Below are 17950 nucleotides of genomic sequence, written 5' to 3'. Positions count from 1 at the left end.
TAACTCGGCCAGCAGTGTTTAGAATAGGTCGCTGATCGTGGAATTTTCGAAGCGGCCACTTTGAGAACAGGGGGCCGCTTTTAGCGTGGGAAGGCATAATATGTCCTGGACAGACGAGCGCGTCGAACTGCTCAAGAAAATGTGGGGCGAAGGCCAGTCGGCCAGCCAGATTGCCAAGGAACTGGGCGGTGTCACCCGCAATGCGGTGATCGGTAAGGTGCACAGGCTGGGCCTGTCCAACCGCACCACCAGCGCCAGCGCCGCCAAGGCCGCCGAGCCAAAGGAAAAGCCAGCCCCCGCCGCGCCCAAGGTCGAGGCCAAACCAAAGCCGCAGCCAAAGACCGAACCCGCCCGCCCGGTGACTCCGGTCGAAGCAGCACCTTCGGGCGACTCCCGCCCGACAACGCCTGCGCGCAAGCAGATCATTCCTGCGGGCCAACCGCTGCCTCCTCAGCCGTCAGCCAATGAAATCAGCCCCGAAGCATTGGCAAAGGTCAATGAAATCGAGAAAAAGGCCAAAAGGTTGACCTTGATGGAATTGACCGAGCGGACCTGCAAATGGCCCGTTGGCGACCCTGCGACCGAAGATTTCTGGTTCTGTGGCCTGCCGGTCCAGCAGGGCAAACCCTATTGCGAAGCCCATGTGGGCGTGGCGTTCCAACCGATGAGCGCCCGACGCGACCGCAAACGGTAACACGTCGGCTCTCTGCTTTGGCAGGTCGTCACAGACCGATGCCGCACAGAACAATACCCCGGAGCCGTCGGCTCCGGGGTATTTTACTTGCTTCACTCGTTAACGCACAATGACATGCCCTTGGGAGGTGCGCCGGGCATGTGTTCCGCTAGGTGGCTGGTTCAGCCCTGATCTGGTGCTGGCGATGTGAAATTCGGGATCGGATTCTCAGAGGCCGGTTTGGGATCGATTCCCGGCCAGTTGCCTTCGGCCAGATTGATATTGCCGGGAATGTCCTCTTCCCAGAACCCGACCACATTCTTGGTGATGTTCAGATACAGTTTGTCATCAACGATCCGCCACAGGTTCGGGTTGCCCGGAACCTTGCCGCCTTTGGACACGCCATAGGCACAATGTCCGTCATATTGGGGCACGTAAAACTCGGGCTTTTCCAGGAATTTGGCGCGGTTTTCTTCGCTTGAGAACGCAAATGTGGCCCCATTGTAGTCCACCGTGATATCGGCACGGCCCGGCACCGCCGGTGTCGCGGCCTGCCCAACAGGCACTTCGGCCAGGCTGCGATAGGCCACCACGTCGTAGCCGGACACCGCATAGCCGGTCGCGTCGACGAATTGTTCACCGGCAAACGCAGGCACTGCAAAGAAACCTGCGGCTGCAATAGCCATGATCATACGCTTCATCTTGATCTTCCTTATTAATCGGGCATTTACCAGTCACACACGCGGCGTCATTGCCGGGTTGGATTGACAATATGCAATTATTTCGGATTGCGTAGGGGGCCTAACAGCCCTGTGACCAGAGTGGAGAATGCGTGAGGGAATTGTTAAAATTGTTACAACGCAGACCTTCCAGTCATTGGAATTTCCTCAAAGCACCTTAAGTCTCTGACAGCCCCAGAGGCTCAGTATGGCCGGGACCGGCAATGAACACGAAAAAAGAAGGCGAACAGATGAGCGACACACCGACCTATACCCCGCCCAAAGTCTGGACGTGGGATACCGAAAGCGGCGGCCAGTTCGCCAGCATCAACCGCCCCATCGCAGGCGCGACCCACGACAAGGACCTGCCCGTGGGCGAACATCCATTCCAGTTGCATTCGCTGGCCACGCCCAATGGGGTCAAGGTCACCATCATGTTCGAAGAACTGCTGGAACTGGGCCACACCGGCGCAGAATATGACGCTTGGTTGATCAACATCGGCGAAGGGGAGCAATTCGGGTCCGGCTTTGTCGAGGCCAATCCCAATTCAAAGATCCCGGCCCTGTGGGACCGTTCGGGCCCGGAACCGGTACGGGTTTTCGAAAGCGCGTCGATCCTGATGCATTTGGCCGAGAAATTCGGGGAATTTCTGCCCGCGTCTGGCCCCGCACGCACCGAAACCCTGAACTGGTTGTTCTGGCAAATGGGCAGCGCACCGTATCTGGGCGGCGGGTTTGGACATTTCTATGCCTATGCGCCGGAAAAATGGCAGTACCCGATTGATCGTTTCGCCATGGAGGCAAAACGGCAACTGGATGTGTTGGATCGTGAGCTGGCCAACAAGACCTATATTGCAGGTGATGACTACACGGTTGCCGACATGGCGATCTGGCCCTGGTACGGTCAGCTGGTGCTGGGCCGCCTGTACAGCGCGGCCGAATTCCTGGACGTCGAGAGCTATACCAACGTCATGCGTTGGGCCAAAGCCATTGATGCCCGCCCCGCCGTCAGCCGTGGTCGTATGGTGAACCGGGGCTTTGGCGAATTGCACACCCAGTTGCGCGAACGCCATGCAGCGTCGGATTTCGAAACCCGGACCCAGGATAAACTGGAACCCGCTGAATCTGAAAGCTGACCCTGGCTGTTTGCGGGCGCATGACAGTGCTTGCACCAATCCAAGGGCATCACGCCCCAACAGTTTGCCCGGACGTCAAACGTCCGGGCATATCTGATTAGGCCCAGCCTAGCTGCTTGAGAGTGTGGCCATCATTCCAGATCTTGGTCATATGGCTGATCTTGTCGCCATCAAAATCCATGACATACACGTAATCGGCTGCCGCGGACTTCCCCGTGGGGGCTCCGTTCCCAGCGTCCACTGTATGGGTTCCGTGGAAGACAGCCGCCGCAGTTACGTTTCCGCGGTCTTCGTCAACGGCAAAGGATTTCAGTTCGTACCGTCCGTCCGGCAACGGCACCAGCAATCCCTGCATCCAATCCGCATATCCAGCCAGCGTGTTCACGTCACCAAGCGCATCGGCCTGGGCCGAAAACGTAGCCCCGTCCGTGCACCATTGCTTGCAAACATCCCAGCCCTTGCCTGTTTCACATGCCTCAAAGAAGTCACGCGCGTTCTGCTTCATTGACATCTTCGGTCCCTCCATGTTTGGGAAATCGACAACTTGCCGACACTGGAATGATACCCCAGAATGCCAGTTTTTACCAAAGAATTGGGCACCCGCGTTTGTGCTGCCCAGGCGAACATAGGTTTCTGCTATTTCAACTTTGGCGGATTATCCGGATCTCCACCCGGTTTTTGTGGGGCATAAACCTTTGGCTGCTGCGGTTCGGGCAAGTCATATCGCATTCCCACGGCCGCCAATTTGTCGGCAACCGGATCACCAGAGGCAAAGAACCCCACATCCATGACACCCGCCTCGATACCGGAAAACGTCAACGCTTCGCCCGCGGCCTTGGCCAGCGCGTCATGGGCGTTATCTTTGGCATCGACAAACCCCAACAAATACCCGGCCCCGCCATTGTCATAGCGCACCCCAACCAGATAGGCCGAAGTTGCCAGCCCGACCGCACCAGACAGCTTTGCGTCCAGCGCCTTGAGCAAATCATCAGGCAGCCCTTTTGGAGGGGTAAATTCGGTCAGCCCTGCTTCGACTTCGTCCGGGGCGTGACCCAGGGTCTGGCTCAGCCAGTCGATGGCCTCGGCCGGTATCAGCGTCTGGGATGGGGCAACATCCAGGTTCACCCCCAACCCGACGCCCTGTCCGGTCAGCATCTGTACGATCATGCGCCCTGACAGCGCCGCATAGGGCACCACCCGCCCCGCAAAGTCCGCCAACCGCTCTTCGCTGTCGAACACCAGGATGAACCGCCCATCCGCGAGGTCAAAAACTTCGGGTGTCATCTGGTCACCCTGTGCCTCTTGTGTCAGCAACACGCACAGCTGCGTATCAGCCAGGCGTTCATAGAACCGCAGCCGCGCGCTGTCCGCATCCCCGGCCTGCGCCATGGCGGTCTCCATCTCGGCATGTGCCCTGTCCAATCCGCTGATCTGGTCCATCTGGCCCTCTTATTCCATCAGTTGCCGCACCCGTGCGCGCAAGACCGGCAACAGCTCGCTCTCGAACCACGGGTTTTTCTTCAGCCATGCGGTATTGCGCCAGGACGGATGAGGCAAGGGGAACACCTGCGGCGCATGATCCCGCCACCCCTGCACCAATGCAGTAACCGGTCCCTTGTGGTTCAGGTGCCACCGCTGCGCATGGGCCCCGATCAGCACCTTGAGCTCGACGTTGGGCAGCTGTGCCATCACCCGCGTATGCCAGGTGTGGGCGCAGATCGGAGGCGGCGGCAAATCAGCCTTTTTGGCGTTATAGCCGGGAAAGCAGAACCCCATCGGCACAATGGCCAGCCGGGATCTGTCATAAAATTCCGTCGCGCTCAGCCCCAGCCACGCTCGCAACCGATCCCCTGACGGGTCGGTAAAGGGGCGGCCGCTGTCATGGACACGGGCACCAGGGGCCTGCCCCGCAATCAGGATGCGGGCGCTGTCGGAAAACCAGACAACAGGTCGTGGCTGATGGCGGGTTGTTGTTGCCGCAAAACGATCCGAACACAACCGACAGCCCCGGATCAGACCGGTCAATTCGTCAATGGTTTCCATCATTTTCCCAATTCGTTTCCCCGTCGGAAACAGTCGTATTGCGACCGGCGCTGACGCCCTGAGACAGTGTTTCTTGGGAAAGTACTTGGAATCAATGCCCCTGACCCTCACAATTACGCCAACAGCGTTGGTAATTTGTTTCACAATTCGACATAATGTGGCCAAATTCCAGACGTAACCTGTTAACTCTCTCCTGATAATGAGAGAGTATGAGGGCAATATCGATCCGTGAACAAGAACCTCTCTAAGGTGGTCAAAGCGGGCAGTACCGGAACAAGCGATGCTTGAGTTTAGAAATGTTAGCAAATCCTTTTGGACGGGATCACAACGCAAAGTGATCCTGGACAATGTGTCGTTCAATGTCGAACTGGGTCGGTCGTTGGGTGTTCTCGCCCCAAATGGCACCGGCAAGACCACATTGATCAACATGATGGCCGGACTGGAAAAACCCGACGAAGGTGAGATCTTTCGCCGGTGCAACATATCGTTCCCCATGGGGTTCTCCGGCGGCGTTGTCGGCAAACTGTCGGCCAAGGAAAACGCCCGCTATATTGCCAAGCTTTACGGGCTCGATGCGGACTATGTCGAAGCCTATTGCCGTTGGTTGTGTGGGCTCGGGGAATATTTCGACCAGCCCATGGGCACCTATTCGTCAGGTATGAAAGGTCGTTTTACCTTTTCGCTGATGCTGGCACTGGAGTTCGATATCTACCTGGTCGACGAAGGCATGCCAGCCAGCACCGACGTTGAGTTCAATAAGAAAGCAGGGGCAATCCTGCAGGAACGGCTGGCCACAACGACGATGGTCATCGTATCCCACAGCCCTGGAGTTCTGGAAAAATTCGCACAATCGGCGGCCGTCCTGCTGAACGGCCAGTTGTATATGTTCGACACCTTGGAAGAAGCGAAACAGCTGTATGACTACGAAACCCAAGGCTAAAAAGTTCCGGATCCGCCGGAACACCCCAACAGGCGAAACTGCGCCCGCGCAGGCTGTTGCTGCGTCCGAGCCGCGCGCCTCTGCGCTCTCCTCTGCGCGCCAGGCGGCCACTGCGGCCAAAGTGTCGGGGGCAGAACGTGTCCCCCCGGCCGCGTCGGGCACCACCGCGCCCGAGAACAAACAATCAACTGCCCAGACGCCCCCGTCGGACGCATCGCCCCCACCACAGGCGCAACCACCGCGTCGCCCCACGCCGACTGCCCGCAGCGGACAGGTCAGTTCGGCCCGGGAAACCAGCGCCGATGCGGATATTGACGCCATTCGCCGCGAAGGTCTGACCGGGCGCCAGCTGCGCATGGCGCGCCGCGTTGCCCAGAAACACAACCTGCCTGCCACCTCGGATTTTGATGCGGTCCGGCTGTTGCGCAAAAAGGGAATTGATCCGTTTCAGCGCTCCAACATGCTGGAACTGGTCGTGCCACAGGATGCGGCCAAGAAAAAAGCTGTCGAAAAGACAGACGAATCAAAAGTTCAGCTTCCACAGACGATCCAACCCGCCAAGCAGACATTGCCATCGACCGATGTGAGCCCCGCCGAGCGGCGCGCACTGGAAATCACCGAAATCCAACGCGATATTGCGCGACGTCGGCGGCGCAAACTGGCGCTGCTGCTGACACGGCTGCTGTTCTTTGTCGGGATTCCGACCATCATCGTCGGGTATTATTTCTATTTTGTCGCCACGCCGATGTATTCGACCAAATCCCAGTTCCTGATCATCAAGAATGAATCCGGGGGCTCATCCGGGTTTGGTGGATTGTTGTCAGGCACCCAATTTGCCACCAGTCAGGACTCGATCGCGACGCAGGCCTATCTGGAATCCAAGGACGCCATGCTGCGCCTGGACCGAGAGGCCGGTTTCCGGGACCATTTCACACAGGATTGGATCGATCCAATCCAACGGTTGAACCCGAATCCAACGAATGAAGAAACCTATGGGACGTATTCCAAACGTGTCAGGATTGGCTATGACCCGACCGAAGGTGTCATTCGCATGGAAGTGACCGCTGCAGATCCCGAAGTTGCAGCCACGTTTTCACGCAATCTGATCTCTTATGCCGAAGAGCGGGTAAACGCATTGAGCGAGGAAAAACGCGAAGACCAGATGCGCGAAGCCCGCAGCGCCTTTGAGGAAGCGGCCCAGGCCCGACGCGAGGCGCAACATGCTTTGGTCAACCTTCAACAGCGCGGATCCGTCCTGGACCCCGAAAGCGTCATCGCCAGTTTGCGCGGTCGCATCGATTCTGTCGAAGTTCAGCTCCAAGAAAAGGAGCTGCAACTGGCCGCCCTTCAGGACAATGCCCGCCCGAACCGGGCCAAAGTGGCCGGGGCCAAAGCAGATATTGCCCGCCTTCGATCGGTCCGCGCCCAATTGAACGCCCAGATGCTGGATGCGTCCAAGGGAGAGAACTCGCTGGCTCAGTTGACCATTGGGATACAAATGGCCCAGGCCGACCTGGCAACCCGTGACATGATGTTGCAATCGGCCCTGCAACAGGTCGAGACCACCAGGTTGGAAGCCAACAAGCAGGTGCGCTATCTCACCACCTCGGTGACACCGGTCGCAAGCCAGGATCCGTCCTATCCGCGCAAGTTCGAGAATACCCTTTTGGCTTTCCTGATCTTTTCGGGTATTTACCTGATGCTCTCGCTTACCGCGTCCATCCTTCGCGAACAGGTTACTCAATAAGCCATGAAACATATCCAAGTCGCCGACCTGACGATCGGCAATGATCGCCCTCTGACCATCATTGCCGGCCCCTGCCAGCTGGAATCCGCCGATCATGCCCAGATGATCGCAGGCACGCTCAAGGAAGCCTGCGACGCCGCGGGTGCGCAGTTCGTGTTCAAGGGCTCTTTTGACAAGGCCAACCGGACCTCGGTCAATGCAGCGCCCGCATTGGGGTTGGAAAACGGCCTTGCCGTGCTGCAATCGGTCAAGGACACCATCGGCGTGCCCGTCATCACCGATGTGCACGAAAAGGAACAATGCGCCCCGGTCGCCCAGGTCTGTGACATCCTGCAGATCCCGGCCTTTCTGTGTCGTCAGACCGCCCTGCTCAGGGCTGCCGGGGAAACCGGCATTGCAGTCAACGTGAAAAAGGGACAGTTCCTGGCACCCTGGGACATGGCCAACGTCGCGGCCAAGATCGAAAGCACCGGCAACGGCAACGTGATGCTGACCGAACGCGGCGTCAGCTTTGGGTATAACCGCCTGGTGGTCGACATGCAGTCGCTGCCCGAAATGGCGCGCGCCGGTCATCCCGTCATCATGGACGCCACCCACGCAGTAGCCCAACCCGGCGGGCTTGGCGGCTCTTCGGGCGGGCAGCGCGAATTCGCCCCCGTCATGGCGCGCGCCGCCGTGTCTGTCGGCGTCGCTGGCGTGTTCATGGAAACCCACCAGGATCCAGACAACGCCCCCTGTGACGGCCCCAATATGATCTACCTTGATCAAATGCCCAAACTGATCGATACGCTGATGGCATTCGATCGGCTGGCCAAGGCCAACCCAGTTCAGATTTGACCCTCAAGCCACGAGATTTCACATGACCAAACCTACTTCGCCGGTGACGCCGAACACCTGGAGCTTTCTGCGCGACCCGATGATCACCCCCACAGGGTTTCGCGAATATGATGCGCGCTGGAAATACCCCGATGAAATCAACCTGCCGGGCATGACTGCCCTGGGGTTGGGTCTGGGCACCCAGATGCAGCGGCGCGGGATCGCACCGGTGATCGCAGTGGGCAACGACTATCGCGACTATTCGCTGAGCATCAAACAAGCGTTGATCATTGGCTTGATGCAGGCCGGTATTCAGGTCAAGGACATTGGCCCGGCCCTGTCGCCCATGGCCTATTTCGCCCAGTTCCACCTGGATGTGCCTGCGGTGGCGATGGTTACGGCCAGCCACAATCCCAATGGTTGGACCGGGGTCAAAATGGGTTTTGAACGCCCACTGACCCACGGCCCCGACGAAATGAACGAGTTGCGCGATATCGTTCTGAACGGCGAAGGCGAAACCCGCCCGGGTGGGTCCTATGAATTTGTCGATGGCGTCAAAGAGGCCTATCTGGACGACCTGGTTGGCGATTTCAAAATGTCCCGCCCGCTCAAAGTGGTCTGCGCCACAGGTAATGGCACAGCCGCGGCCTTTGCGCCCGAACTCTTCGCGCGCATGGGCGTCGAAGTGGTCCCCAGCCATTGCGAACTGGACTACACCTTCCCGCATTACAACCCCAACCCCGAAGCGATGGAGATGCTGCACGACATGTCCGCCAGCGTCAAAGCATCCGGTGCTGATATGGCGTTGGGTTTTGATGGCGACGGGGATCGCTGTGGTGTGGTCGATGACGAAGGCGAAGAGATTTTTGCCGACAAGGTCGGCGTGATCATGGCCCGCGATCTGTCCAAGCTGTACCCGAATGCGACCTTTGTGGCCGATGTGAAATCCACCGGGTTGTTTGCTTCGGACCCCGAGCTGCAGAAAAACGGTGTGACGGCGGATTACTGGAAAACCGGCCACAGCCACATGAAGCGCCGGGTCAAACAGATCGGTGCGCTTGCCGGGTTTGAAAAATCTGGACACTACTTTCTGGCCGAGCCGATCGGGCGGGGATATGACTGTGGCATGCGGGTCGCGGTCGAAATCTGCAAGCTGATGGATCGCAATCCCGACATGTCCATGTCTGACCTGCGCAAGGCGCTTCCCAAAACCTGGTCGACTCCCACCATGTCCCCCTATTGCGCCGATACCGAAAAGTATCAGGTGTTGGAACGGCTGGTGCAAAAGCTGGTGGCCAAACATGAGGCCGGCGAACACGTCGCCGGACGTGCAATCAAGGACGTCGTGACCGTGAATGGTGCCCGGGTGATCCTGGACAATGGGTCCTGGGGCTTGGTTCGGGCCAGCTCGAACACGCCCAACCTGGTGGTCGTCTGCGAAAGCTCGGACAGTGATGCGGAAATGCGGGCCATTTTCAACGACATTGATGCCGTGATCCGGACCGAACCCCTGGTTGGCGATTACGATCAAACGATCTGAAAATAGCGCGCGTCCTCACAGACGCGCTGCAATGATCTGTGACGATTATCGAGCCGGGCAATACTATGCCCGGCTTTTTTGCCCCTAAGATCCCCGCTGTGCCACAGCCACCTCCCGGCGGTTTTCAAGGCGTTGGAAACCTGCTTTGGGGACAGGTGGATCAATCTGCTCCCAACAACTTCAACAGGCTCTTCTTGGCCTTGTCTTCCAACTGATCCTTGAGCAGCTCTTCCAGGTCCTGATCCTCGGTAATCGTCGTTTCCAGTTCCGCTTCCAGTTTCTCGATTGCCTTGGCCTTGGCTTTCGCCTCCAACTCATCCTTCTTGGCCTCGATATCGGCCTCCAGCGCTTCGCTCAAATCAGGCCGAATGGAGGGGTCCCACCAGGACCCCTTGATCCGGACCGGGATGCGAAGCCCCTTGCCCGCGTTGGCATTCACCGCAATGGGCGTGAACAGGTAATCCAGATCCTGATCGCCCAACCCGATCCGCCCAGTTCCTTCGGCGCGATATCCCTTGAGACGCAACAAAAGATCCTGATTGCTCAGATTGCCCCCTTGGATCGAAAAACTGGCCGTTAGCGTGTCAAACACGGTCGAACCACCATTGCCCTGGCCGCTCCGCATCAGCTCTTCGAGATCGAACCCGGTGAAAAACCCTTTGCCAACTTCGAACCATCCTTTGCCAGAGAGCGATTTCATGATGGCGTCGACAGACTCGCCCACCCCTAGAAACTCCAGCTGTGCCAGCGCCTGCCCATTGATGCTGTTCACGTCGGCCAACTGGGTCAGGGCCTGATTCAGCGCAATATCTGCGGCGTTCAATTTGCCGCCAACAGACAGCCCATTGCGATTGTTGACGATCAGTTGCCCCGTCACCGTTCCCCCAAAGATCGCCATCGGTGCCATCGTCAGAACCGCGCGCGCGCGATCCATGCCCAATGTCAGCTTGGATGCCCCCAATTGCGTGGTTCCCAAATCCAGCGAACCCACCGTCAAATCAATGGTCCCATTCATCAGTTCCAGCGCACTGGCATCCAATTTGTCCGTGGGCCAGCCCGTCGTCTGGGTCGGGGGCCCATCCGTCCCAATGGCCGCGCCCGCATCCGGGGCCGCCCAGGCGGACAGATCCAGATGCTGCGCCTTGAGTTGTGCGGTCACATTCGGCACACCGCTGGTCAGGATGTCGGCCGCCCCCGTCAGTTCATTTTCATCCAGCTTGGCCACCATGTCGCGCAAGGACAGCCGCCCGTCGGTGGTAAAGGTCATGTCAGTCCCCAGCACAAACCTTTGCCCGGCTCCTTGGGGAAATTCGGGGTCGCCCAGTCCCAGGGCCTGCATCGCTTGGGCCAGCTTCTGGGCTTCGACGGTCAGACGGCCGGCTGCATTCCCGGCTATGCTCGCCCGTCCGTCAAACCTCGCCCGCCCCCCCTCAGTCCGCACCGTCGCCCCAACGGACGCGACATCACCGCTCAGAAAGCCTGCAAAAGTTCCGACTTCGGCCTCGATCTGCACCGGAGCCCCGGCCGGGCGCAATGTCAGCTTCACATCGGCCGTCCCCTGGGGATCCGGCCACAGCAGATCAAGATCCACATCTGTCTGTACAATCGGGGCTGCGCCAAAAGCGGCATAGGTCAGGCTGGCGCTTCGCAACGTGATGTTCTCGACCGCCAGTGGCAATTCCGAGGGCTGCCCCTCGGCCGCTGTTTCCCCCGTCACGTCCCCGGCCACAGCCTGGGTGTCAAACACCCAATTGCCTTGCCCGTCCGCACGCGTCGACAAATGCAGGACCGGTTCCACCACATCGATCGTCTTGATCCGGATATTTCCGCTCAGCAGGTCTGGTGCCGAGACTCCGATATTCACCCGCTGGGCCGTCAGCATGCGCGGGGCCTCTACCCCTGCCCAATCGGCATTGGCAAAACGCACCGGCCCGGTCCTGACCCCCAGAACCGGCCACAGTGAAATCGCAACCTTGCCGTCAAACTCCAGCTTTCGTCCCGTCTGGGTTTCGACCTGATCAGCAGCAATGGCCGCAATCTTCTCTCCGGGGAGCACCAAAAGGGCGCCGATCACCACGGCGATGGCCGCCACAAGGGCGAAAACGATCCGAACCAGCAAACGCATGGGCTGTCTCCCTGCCTGTAATCCTGCCTGTTGTGCATCAGATTACCGCATGGTCCAGCGTGCGCAATGGCACATGGCCCTTTGCAGGCGTGTCCTGCCATACTATAGGGGCGGTCATGACCACGAACCCGCCCAACCTGCGCCCCGATATCGCCCCCAGCCTGCAACTGCGCGACGCCCCGCGCCCGGATCAGCCGACTCTGGGCATGGTCTCCCTGGGCTGTCCCAAAGCATTGGTGGATAGCGAACGCATCCTGACCCGGCTGCGCGCCGAAGGATATGGGATCTCGCCCGACTATGCCGGTGCCGATGCGGTGATCGTGAACACCTGCGGGTTTCTCGACAGCGCCAAGGCCGAAAGCCTCGATGCCATTGGCGAGGCGCTCAAGGAAAACGGCAAGGTTATTGTGACGGGATGTCTGGGGGCCGAACCGGATTACATCCGTGAACACCACCCGCGCATTCTGGCCGTCACCGGCCCGCATCAATACGAACAGGTGCTGGACGCGGTGCACGCCGCCGTGCCGCCCGATCCGGACCCGTTTGTCGATCTGCTGCCCGCAACTGGTGTCAGCCTGACACCGCGCCACTTCTCCTATCTAAAGATTTCAGAGGGTTGCAACCACAAGTGCAAGTTCTGCATCATCCCCGACATGCGTGGCCTGTTGGCATCGCGCCCCGCCCATGCGGTGCTGCGCGAGGCCGAAAAGCTGGTCGAAGCAGGCGTGCGTGAACTGTTGGTGATTTCCCAGGACACCTCTGCCTATGGGCTGGATCGCAGATACGATCTGAACCCGTGGAAAGACGGAGAGGTCCGTTCCCACATCACCGATCTGGCGCGCGAGCTGGGTAAATTGGGCCCAGCCAGCGACCTTTGGGTGCGGCTGCACTATGTCTATCCCTATCCCCATGTGCGCGAGCTGATCCCGCTGATGGCGGACCCGGACAATGCGGTGCTGCCCTATCTGGACATCCCGTTCCAGCATTCGCACCCGGATGTTCTGAAACGCATGGCCCGCCCTGCGGCCTCGGCCAAAACGCTGGACGAAATCGCCGCCTGGCGCGCCACCTGCCCCGATATCACCCTGCGTTCGACGTTTATTGTCGGCTATCCGGGCGAAACCGAATCTGAATTCCAGCACCTGTTGGATTGGATGGACGAGGCCCAATTGGATCGCGTTGGCTGTTTTCAATACGAAAACGTCGATGGTGCCCGCTCAAATGCCCTGCCCGACCATGTCCCGGCCGAGGTCAAACAAGAGCGTTGGGACCGGTTCATGGAAAAGGCCCAGGCCATCTCCGAAGCCAAGCTGGAAGCCAAAGTCGGTCAGACCATGGATGTGATTGTGGATGACATCGACGAAGATGGGGTAGCCACCTGCCGCACCAAAGCCGACGCGCCCGAGATCGACGGAAACCTGTTTATTGATGAGGGGGTTGAAGGGTTGAGCGTTGGAGATATTGTGACCGTTGAAGTTGACGAGGCCGGGGAGTATGATTTGTGGGGTCGCCAAAAGTAGATGAAATTGTAACCCAAATCAGAGTCAGGTTTTGGTTACTACAAAACGCTAGCTTCTGGATCCTGCTCGGCGTTTTTGTCGGGATTGGCTACTTTTTGTTGATCGAATCCAAAATTGGCGGCGAATATTCCAAATTTTGGGTTTATGGCGTTTCGGCGCTGATTACACTCTTTGCGTCAGGTGTCGCTCTTGTGGGCGTATTTTTCAACATCGAGAACCAAAACCGCCTTGCAGATTCGGCGACCGAAGCCAAAAAACGTGCAAGCTTGGCTATGCTTCCCGCAGTACTTGCTGAGATTGGGCGTCGCTGCGAGCACAATGTCTTCACAGTACTCATCAATTCAGAAAACAATCTCAGAACAAGCACCGATCTCGACACTCACTTCCAGAGATATCAGAACGCAGAAATTAAACCGTTTATAGATAACATTGAGTTTCAAACGCTCAAAGAATGCATCGAATACTCGGATAAGCAATCCGCGGAGATTCTTTCCCGCATTCCTTATCATTACCAAGTCTATTTTTCTCGATCATACGAAAAGGACTTCCCGAGCATTCGCAAGGACCGCCAAGGGCGGGTTACGGACAACCACAGCCTCCAAAGAGCTCAAGATTGGCTCTTACTTCATTCTTTGACATGTCACTGTCTCGAATATGCTCGCGGTTTTGAAGATCGAATTTCAGACCGTGTTAGTGTTGCGCGCCTTGCTCAAGACTTTTCCACCTCAAGACTTGACCGTCAGGTCGATGCCCCCTCAATCATCTATGACTTTGAAGAATTTCACGTTGAATTTGTAAAGAGTGCCAAGAATGATCTTGCTGCAGAAAAAGATGGAAAAGAAATGTTCGAACTTCCGGCACTCATTAGATTGGGAATTTACTAATCCCGAACGTCTCAATAACCAGCGCCTGACCCAGGGTGGGCGCAAAGCGCCCTCCCGTGGGGAGGGTCGGGCGCTGTCCGGCAAAGCCGGACTTGAGATTCACACCAACCCCACCAACACCACCACCCAAGCCACCCCTGCGGCAATCGCGGTAAGCATGACCGCTCCCGACCCGGCGTCCTTGGCGCGGCCTGCAAGCGGGTGATGTTCCTCGGAAATGTAATCCACCGCCCGCTCAATCGCGGTGTTGAACAGCTCGGCGGCCAGCACCAGTATCCCCAGCGCCAGGATCAGGGCACGCTCCCCGCTCTCTAATGGCAGCACGAATGCCAACCCGCCCGACACCAGATTGGCCCAGACCCAGCTGCGAAAAGAATGTTCATTGCGCCAGGCGTCCATGCATCCGGCCAAGCTCCAGATCACGCGGGAGCGCAGACGTTTGAGAAAATACAGCATGATACCTCCGGGATCGTTGAACAGGGGTCTGGGGTCTCCTGGTGGATCACATCACGGGCCATGCTGACAACGCAACGGTCGGGGCCGCTTGACGATGGCCGGGCGACGCGCCACGGTTGCCACAACCAACCACTCATGAGGAGAGCCAGCCATGTCCGACGCCCCCATCATCTGCCAAAAAGCCCCCTATCCGGTCGAAGTGACCGAAGGAAAATCCTATTTCTGGTGCGCCTGCGGCAAATCCTCGAAACAGCCGTTTTGCGATGGATCGCACAAAGGCTCAGACTTCGCCCCCGTCAAATTCACTGCCGAGGCAGACAAAAAGATGTTTTTCTGCGGGTGCAAACATTCCGGCAAAAGCCCGCTGTGCGACGGATCCCACTCCAAACTCTGACATCTGGATATAGGTAACGAGGCACTCCCGCGCCTGCGCGTCCCCGGCTCCGCCGGAGCCTCTGGCAGACTTGGGCGTGGCACCGCGCCTTTGGCGCGGTGCCACGCCCAACGGGAGGAGATCTTTCGCCAGAAAGGTCGACGACGGGCGGGAGCCGCCGCGGTCGTGTCAGTCCCGCAAGGCGTTCAACGCCTCACGATTGGCACAATGTTCAGGAGCCTCATCCACCGGCCCCGATTGCTGGGCCAACCAGATTTCACATTGTTCACAACAATCTGCAGCCCGGCATTTCGTCAACAGCGCTGCATAGCCCGGCGCATCCAAGCGCCCCTGAGCAATGGCTTCGGAAAAATTCACTCCCATGGTGCGAGCCACGGAACGGTTCAGCCAAAAGTGGCGGTCAATTGGCCCCAACTGGGAGCGCATCAGCATATGTAGAGGACGTGGTTCAAACATTGCTCGGACTTTCAAGTTTGGATTGCAGCTGAACAAAGCGGGATTGGTTTGGACAGACATCGGGGGCTTCGCCAGGATTTCGGGCCCGGTCCAGCCAGTCACCGCAATCGCTGCCCCAGGCACACCCACGACACGCGTGAACCATTTCGGCCCAATCGGCCTGGCTTAACCTGCCATCTGCATGAGCCTGTGCCAGATCAACACCCACATGTTGGCCCATCCGACACATCAGCCGCAAATGGGTCATCGGATCCCCGAGTTTATGCATCTAGCCGCCTCCCTTGCCCCGCTTAATGGCCTCGGCCGTATCGGCCCAGTTCAAACAATTCCTTGTTGCGGCAATATTGTGGGGTTCCAACCGGGCCATCCTGGTGTGTCGCCAACCAGGATTCACAGTGTCCGGGATTTGAACATTGCGCGCATCGAAGAACGGAATCGGCAATTTCGTCAAAGGGAATCTGGCCGGAAATCACAGCGTCCTGCAGGTCGAGTCCCTGAGCTTCTGCCATTCTGTCCAACAAACCAGCGTGGTGTTTCAGATCTGCGCGATCGGGCACAAGGGTGTTCCTTTGATAAACTGTCGTTGACGACAACTCTAACAAAGGCATGGCCCAGCAGCTTTGACACAGGTCAACCGTGGGTGGTCGGCTCTCTTTGATCCAGATAGGCCCGCACACAATCCTGCACGCGCCTGAACCGATCTCCTCCTAATTTTTTACCACCATACCATCGTGTTACGATGATAATGTGATCCTTCATGTCTTCACGTTCGAGCATCCGCAGGATCACCATCGACGCGCCACTTTCACCGTCATCCGCCTTGAGCGCACCATTGGGCAGGACTGCAGCCCAGGTATTATGCGTGGCCTTGGCATAGGCGCGGTCCGATTTCAGTTCGGCCAGAACCGCATCAATTTCTGCACGGCTTGTCACCCTGGCCCCGGTCACGGCATAGCGGGATCCCCGGTCTGTCAGGATGACTCCCAATCGGGTGAGAGAAGCCGGTTTACCCATCGGATCAATTCAACCCGTTGGCCTGGATGGTGCGCTGAACAACCGTGATCCGATCGCTATTGGGCGGGTGTGACCCCAGAAACCGATCACCCGGATCCGGAAGGCGATAGAAATATTCAACACCCTTGCGCGGGCTATAGCCGGAGCGGGCGGTGATGATTGTTCCCAACTCGTCAGCTTCCAGTTCGTAATTCTTGGAATAGCTGCGCGAGCCAACCACCGCCCCCAACTGCTGTGCATCCAGAATTGTTGACGTGCTGGCCCCAGCCGCAGCCGCAACACCGGCCAGAACCAATGCGCCGACGGTTGCGTCCCGTGCACCGCGCTGCAAATGACCACGAATGTGGTGCGCGGCTTCGTGGGACATCACAAATGCGATCTCGTCCGTGTTGCGAAAGCTGGACATCATCGCATGGGTAAAGGTGATGGTCGGGCGCCCCTGTTTGTCCAGGCTCTGATAGGCATTTGGCGGCAGCTTTGGGTCTCGGTCCAGCCGGATCTGAAAATCACAATTCATGCCGCTGGTGCGTTGTGCACACAGGCTTTCGGCCACGGGTTCCACCTGGCGCGACGCCGCTGAAAAGGCCGAAATCGCGGCCGATGTGGACAAGGTCGGGCCGCTGCTCTGGGCCCGCGCAGGCAAAGGTTGCGGTGCCGGGCCAGGTTCCACAGCAACGTCACATCCGGCCATAACCATCAGCATCATCAGAACTTTGCGCATCGCTAACCCCAAAAATCAGTTGGATTCGGTTAGACTTATCACACACACAGGCCCGAGTTCACCCCCAGCCTGATTTGGCCGCAACAGGGCTTGTGAAACCGCCGATGACATCGCAAGCTGGAGCCATGTTTACCATCGAACACGAATTTGACTCGACCGTGATCACTCTGGTGGATGAAGGGGCTACCCCCCTGCTGGAGGATGTTGTCATCAACTCTTTTGCGGAATGTGTGACGCTGGAGCAGTATGACCCACGCACCGACAAGGTGGTGACCGTCACCTTGTCACCAGAACAATTGCGGGATCTTGCCATGGCGCTGGACCTGCCCGAGGGCGTGTATCAGCTGCGTGAGGCCCCGACGTAGACAAACAGCTTGTCCCGCGCGGTCTGCCCGCGTTTCAGCTCGAGATCAGATCGGGCCACGCCCATGGCGGTGGCCAGCAGCGACTGCACTGCCTCATTGGCCTTGCCGTTCTCAGGCACAACAGTGACTGAGACCCGCAAAACCGACCCGTCACGCACGATGGCATTGCGCGCCGCCCGCGGCGTCACGCGCAGGTGAATTTCAGTGCCCTTGCAGGCCAGTTCCGACAGATCCGGCAGGTCTTTCTTCTTTGGCTTACCCATATGGTGATTGTGCGCCACTTCTGGCCAATGCACCAGCCGGGTTGATCCCACCCGGCCTGGTCAGGTACCACTGGTCCCACATGCGCCCGGTCCTGTCAGGCCATCCAGCAAAAGCGCCCTCATTATGCCCGATCGCTG

The 17950-nt window shown here is 58.3% G+C and carries 22 protein-coding genes; 10 read left to right on the top strand and 12 right to left on the bottom strand.

Annotated elements, in window-relative coordinates; genetic code table 11:
• Positions 1 to 100 precede the first annotated feature (100 nt).
• Positions 101 to 694 carry a GcrA cell cycle regulator gene (locus tag K3727_08360; GenBank protein ID UWQ92776.1) on the top strand — a complete coding sequence of 198 codons (594 nt, stop codon included), beginning with the start codon at positions 101 to 103 and terminating at the stop codon, positions 692 to 694.
• 161 nt (positions 695 to 855) lie between these two features.
• Here K3727_08360 and K3727_08355 read toward each other — a convergent pair whose 3' ends face one another.
• Positions 856 to 1374: a YHS domain-containing protein gene (locus K3727_08355; protein UWQ92775.1), complete on the bottom strand. Its 519-nt coding sequence runs from the start codon at positions 1372 to 1374 to the stop codon at positions 856 to 858.
• A 269-nt stretch (positions 1375 to 1643) separates the two neighbouring features.
• On the opposite strand from K3727_08355, the gene yghU reads away from it, so the two are divergent.
• Positions 1644 to 2528, top strand: a complete 885-nt coding sequence (gene yghU, locus K3727_08350) for a glutathione-dependent disulfide-bond oxidoreductase (GenBank protein ID UWQ93317.1) — start codon at positions 1644 to 1646, stop codon at positions 2526 to 2528.
• Between the two features lie 97 nt (positions 2529 to 2625).
• Here the strand turns inward: yghU and K3727_08345 are convergent, their stop codons facing one another.
• From K3727_08345 to K3727_08335, 3 genes are all read right to left on the bottom strand, one after another.
• Complete coding sequence (locus K3727_08345) at positions 2626 to 3039, bottom strand: nuclear transport factor 2 family protein (GenBank protein ID UWQ92774.1); 414 nt, start codon at positions 3037 to 3039, stop codon at positions 2626 to 2628.
• Positions 3040 to 3164: 125 nt separating this feature from the next.
• Entirely contained in the window at positions 3165 to 3968 is an 804-nt protein-coding gene (locus K3727_08340; GenBank protein UWQ92773.1) for an SseB family protein, read from the bottom strand.
• 9 nt (positions 3969 to 3977) lie between these two features.
• Positions 3978 to 4571 (bottom strand): uracil-DNA glycosylase family protein, encoded by a 594-nt coding sequence (locus tag K3727_08335; protein UWQ93316.1) that lies wholly within the window; start codon positions 4569 to 4571, stop codon positions 3978 to 3980.
• Positions 4572 to 4851: 280 nt separating this feature from the next.
• On the opposite strand from K3727_08335, the gene K3727_08330 reads away from it, so the two are divergent.
• The 4 genes from K3727_08330 to K3727_08315 are packed head-to-tail and all read left to right on the top strand — an operon-like array spanning position 4852 to position 9614.
• Positions 4852 to 5511: an ATP-binding cassette domain-containing protein gene (locus K3727_08330; protein ID UWQ92772.1), complete on the top strand. Its 660-nt coding sequence runs from the start codon at positions 4852 to 4854 to the stop codon at positions 5509 to 5511.
• Positions 5489 to 7258, top strand: a complete 1770-nt coding sequence (locus tag K3727_08325) for a capsule biosynthesis protein (protein UWQ92771.1) — start codon at positions 5489 to 5491, stop codon at positions 7256 to 7258. The genes K3727_08330 and K3727_08325 overlap by 23 nt, the downstream gene beginning before the upstream one ends.
• A 3-nt stretch (positions 7259 to 7261) precedes the next feature.
• Positions 7262 to 8095 (top strand): 3-deoxy-8-phosphooctulonate synthase, encoded by an 834-nt coding sequence (gene kdsA / locus K3727_08320; protein UWQ92770.1) that lies wholly within the window; start codon positions 7262 to 7264, stop codon positions 8093 to 8095.
• A gap of 22 nt (positions 8096 to 8117) precedes the next feature.
• On the top strand, positions 8118 to 9614 hold the full coding sequence (locus tag K3727_08315) for a phosphomannomutase/phosphoglucomutase (GenBank protein ID UWQ92769.1): 1497 nt from the start codon (positions 8118 to 8120) through the stop codon (positions 9612 to 9614).
• Between the two features lie 160 nt (positions 9615 to 9774).
• Here the strand turns inward: K3727_08315 and K3727_08310 are convergent, their stop codons facing one another.
• A complete protein-coding gene (locus K3727_08310) occupies positions 9775 to 11739 on the bottom strand; it encodes an AsmA family protein (GenBank protein UWQ92768.1) in 1965 nt (654 codons plus the stop codon).
• Between the two features lie 116 nt (positions 11740 to 11855).
• Here K3727_08310 and rimO point away from each other — a divergent pair, with 116 nt between their 5' ends.
• The gene (gene rimO / locus K3727_08305) at positions 11856 to 13259 is read left to right on the top strand and encodes a 30S ribosomal protein S12 methylthiotransferase RimO (GenBank protein ID UWQ92767.1); all 1404 of its coding nucleotides are present in this window, start codon (positions 11856 to 11858) and stop codon (positions 13257 to 13259) included.
• Entirely contained in the window at positions 13241 to 14143 is a 903-nt protein-coding gene (locus tag K3727_08300; GenBank protein UWQ92766.1) for a hypothetical protein, read from the top strand. Before rimO ends, K3727_08300 begins: the two co-directional genes overlap by 19 nt.
• A gap of 99 nt (positions 14144 to 14242) precedes the next feature.
• On the opposite strand, the gene K3727_08295 is transcribed toward K3727_08300, so the two are convergent.
• Positions 14243 to 14599, bottom strand: coding sequence for a diacylglycerol kinase (locus K3727_08295; GenBank protein UWQ92765.1), 357 nt, complete (start codon positions 14597 to 14599; stop codon positions 14243 to 14245).
• 151 nt (positions 14600 to 14750) lie between these two features.
• Between K3727_08295 and K3727_08290 the strand changes: the two genes are divergently transcribed.
• Positions 14751 to 14993: a CDGSH iron-sulfur domain-containing protein gene (locus tag K3727_08290; protein ID UWQ92764.1), complete on the top strand. Its 243-nt coding sequence runs from the start codon at positions 14751 to 14753 to the stop codon at positions 14991 to 14993.
• A 168-nt stretch (positions 14994 to 15161) separates the two neighbouring features.
• Here the strand turns inward: K3727_08290 and K3727_08285 are convergent, their stop codons facing one another.
• From K3727_08285 to K3727_08265, 5 genes are read right to left on the bottom strand one after another with little or no spacing between them, the layout of a single operon-like run.
• On the bottom strand, positions 15162 to 15422 hold the full coding sequence (locus K3727_08285) for a hypothetical protein (protein UWQ93315.1): 261 nt from the start codon (positions 15420 to 15422) through the stop codon (positions 15162 to 15164).
• A 19-nt stretch (positions 15423 to 15441) separates the two neighbouring features.
• Positions 15442 to 15717, bottom strand: coding sequence for a hypothetical protein (locus tag K3727_08280; GenBank protein UWQ92763.1), 276 nt, complete (start codon positions 15715 to 15717; stop codon positions 15442 to 15444).
• A gap of 22 nt (positions 15718 to 15739) precedes the next feature.
• Positions 15740 to 16057: a hypothetical protein gene (locus K3727_08275; GenBank protein ID UWQ92762.1), complete on the bottom strand. Its 318-nt coding sequence runs from the start codon at positions 16055 to 16057 to the stop codon at positions 15740 to 15742.
• A gap of 22 nt (positions 16058 to 16079) precedes the next feature.
• Positions 16080 to 16463 (bottom strand): YigZ family protein, encoded by a 384-nt coding sequence (locus K3727_08270; protein UWQ92761.1) that lies wholly within the window; start codon positions 16461 to 16463, stop codon positions 16080 to 16082.
• 4 nt (positions 16464 to 16467) lie between these two features.
• Positions 16468 to 17184: a M48 family metallopeptidase gene (locus K3727_08265; GenBank protein ID UWQ92760.1), complete on the bottom strand. Its 717-nt coding sequence runs from the start codon at positions 17182 to 17184 to the stop codon at positions 16468 to 16470.
• Between the two features lie 125 nt (positions 17185 to 17309).
• Between K3727_08265 and K3727_08260 the strand changes: the two genes are divergently transcribed.
• Positions 17310 to 17549 carry a hypothetical protein gene (locus tag K3727_08260; protein UWQ93314.1) on the top strand — a complete coding sequence of 80 codons (240 nt, stop codon included), beginning with the start codon at positions 17310 to 17312 and terminating at the stop codon, positions 17547 to 17549.
• On the opposite strand, the gene K3727_08255 is transcribed toward K3727_08260, so the two are convergent.
• Complete coding sequence (locus tag K3727_08255) at positions 17525 to 17812, bottom strand: DUF167 domain-containing protein (GenBank protein ID UWQ92759.1); 288 nt, start codon at positions 17810 to 17812, stop codon at positions 17525 to 17527. The two genes, K3727_08260 and K3727_08255, sit on opposite strands and share 25 nt — an antisense overlap.
• Between the last annotated feature and the right edge of the window lie 138 nt (positions 17813 to 17950).

The sequence above is a fragment of the Rhodobacteraceae bacterium M382 genome, assembly GCA_025141015.1.
In the GTDB taxonomy this organism is placed as follows: Bacteria; Pseudomonadota; Alphaproteobacteria; order Rhodobacterales; family Rhodobacteraceae; genus Aliisedimentitalea; species Aliisedimentitalea scapharcae.
Note: the sequence above shows the minus strand (reverse complement) of the source record. Positions and strands in the feature narration are given on the sequence as shown.

Coding starts and splice junctions, on each gene's coding strand:
- K3727_08355 (UWQ92775.1), bottom strand. CDS start 1,374: ATGAAGCGTATGATCATGGCTATTGCAGCCGCAGGTTTCTTTGCAGTG.
- K3727_08260 (UWQ93314.1), top strand. CDS start 17,310: ATGTTTACCATCGAACACGAATTTGACTCGACCGTGATCACTCTGGTG.
- K3727_08290 (UWQ92764.1), top strand. CDS start 14,751: ATGTCCGACGCCCCCATCATCTGCCAAAAAGCCCCCTATCCGGTCGAA.
- yghU (UWQ93317.1), top strand. CDS start 1,644: ATGAGCGACACACCGACCTATACCCCGCCCAAAGTCTGGACGTGGGAT.
- K3727_08360 (UWQ92776.1), top strand. CDS start 101: ATGTCCTGGACAGACGAGCGCGTCGAACTGCTCAAGAAAATGTGGGGC.
- kdsA (UWQ92770.1), top strand. CDS start 7,262: ATGAAACATATCCAAGTCGCCGACCTGACGATCGGCAATGATCGCCCT.
- K3727_08275 (UWQ92762.1), bottom strand. CDS start 16,057: ATGCCTTTGTTAGAGTTGTCGTCAACGACAGTTTATCAAAGGAACACC.
- K3727_08315 (UWQ92769.1), top strand. CDS start 8,118: ATGACCAAACCTACTTCGCCGGTGACGCCGAACACCTGGAGCTTTCTG.
- K3727_08335 (UWQ93316.1), bottom strand. CDS start 4,571: ATGGAAACCATTGACGAATTGACCGGTCTGATCCGGGGCTGTCGGTTG.
- K3727_08330 (UWQ92772.1), top strand. CDS start 4,852: ATGCTTGAGTTTAGAAATGTTAGCAAATCCTTTTGGACGGGATCACAA.
- K3727_08280 (UWQ92763.1), bottom strand. CDS start 15,717: ATGCATAAACTCGGGGATCCGATGACCCATTTGCGGCTGATGTGTCGG.
- K3727_08295 (UWQ92765.1), bottom strand. CDS start 14,599: ATGCTGTATTTTCTCAAACGTCTGCGCTCCCGCGTGATCTGGAGCTTG.
- K3727_08265 (UWQ92760.1), bottom strand. CDS start 17,184: ATGCGCAAAGTTCTGATGATGCTGATGGTTATGGCCGGATGTGACGTT.
- K3727_08270 (UWQ92761.1), bottom strand. CDS start 16,463: ATGGGTAAACCGGCTTCTCTCACCCGATTGGGAGTCATCCTGACAGAC.
- rimO (UWQ92767.1), top strand. CDS start 11,856: ATGACCACGAACCCGCCCAACCTGCGCCCCGATATCGCCCCCAGCCTG.
- K3727_08255 (UWQ92759.1), bottom strand. CDS start 17,812: ATGGGTAAGCCAAAGAAGAAAGACCTGCCGGATCTGTCGGAACTGGCC.
- K3727_08340 (UWQ92773.1), bottom strand. CDS start 3,968: ATGGACCAGATCAGCGGATTGGACAGGGCACATGCCGAGATGGAGACC.
- K3727_08310 (UWQ92768.1), bottom strand. CDS start 11,739: ATGCGTTTGCTGGTTCGGATCGTTTTCGCCCTTGTGGCGGCCATCGCC.
- K3727_08325 (UWQ92771.1), top strand. CDS start 5,489: ATGACTACGAAACCCAAGGCTAAAAAGTTCCGGATCCGCCGGAACACC.
- K3727_08345 (UWQ92774.1), bottom strand. CDS start 3,039: ATGTCAATGAAGCAGAACGCGCGTGACTTCTTTGAGGCATGTGAAACA.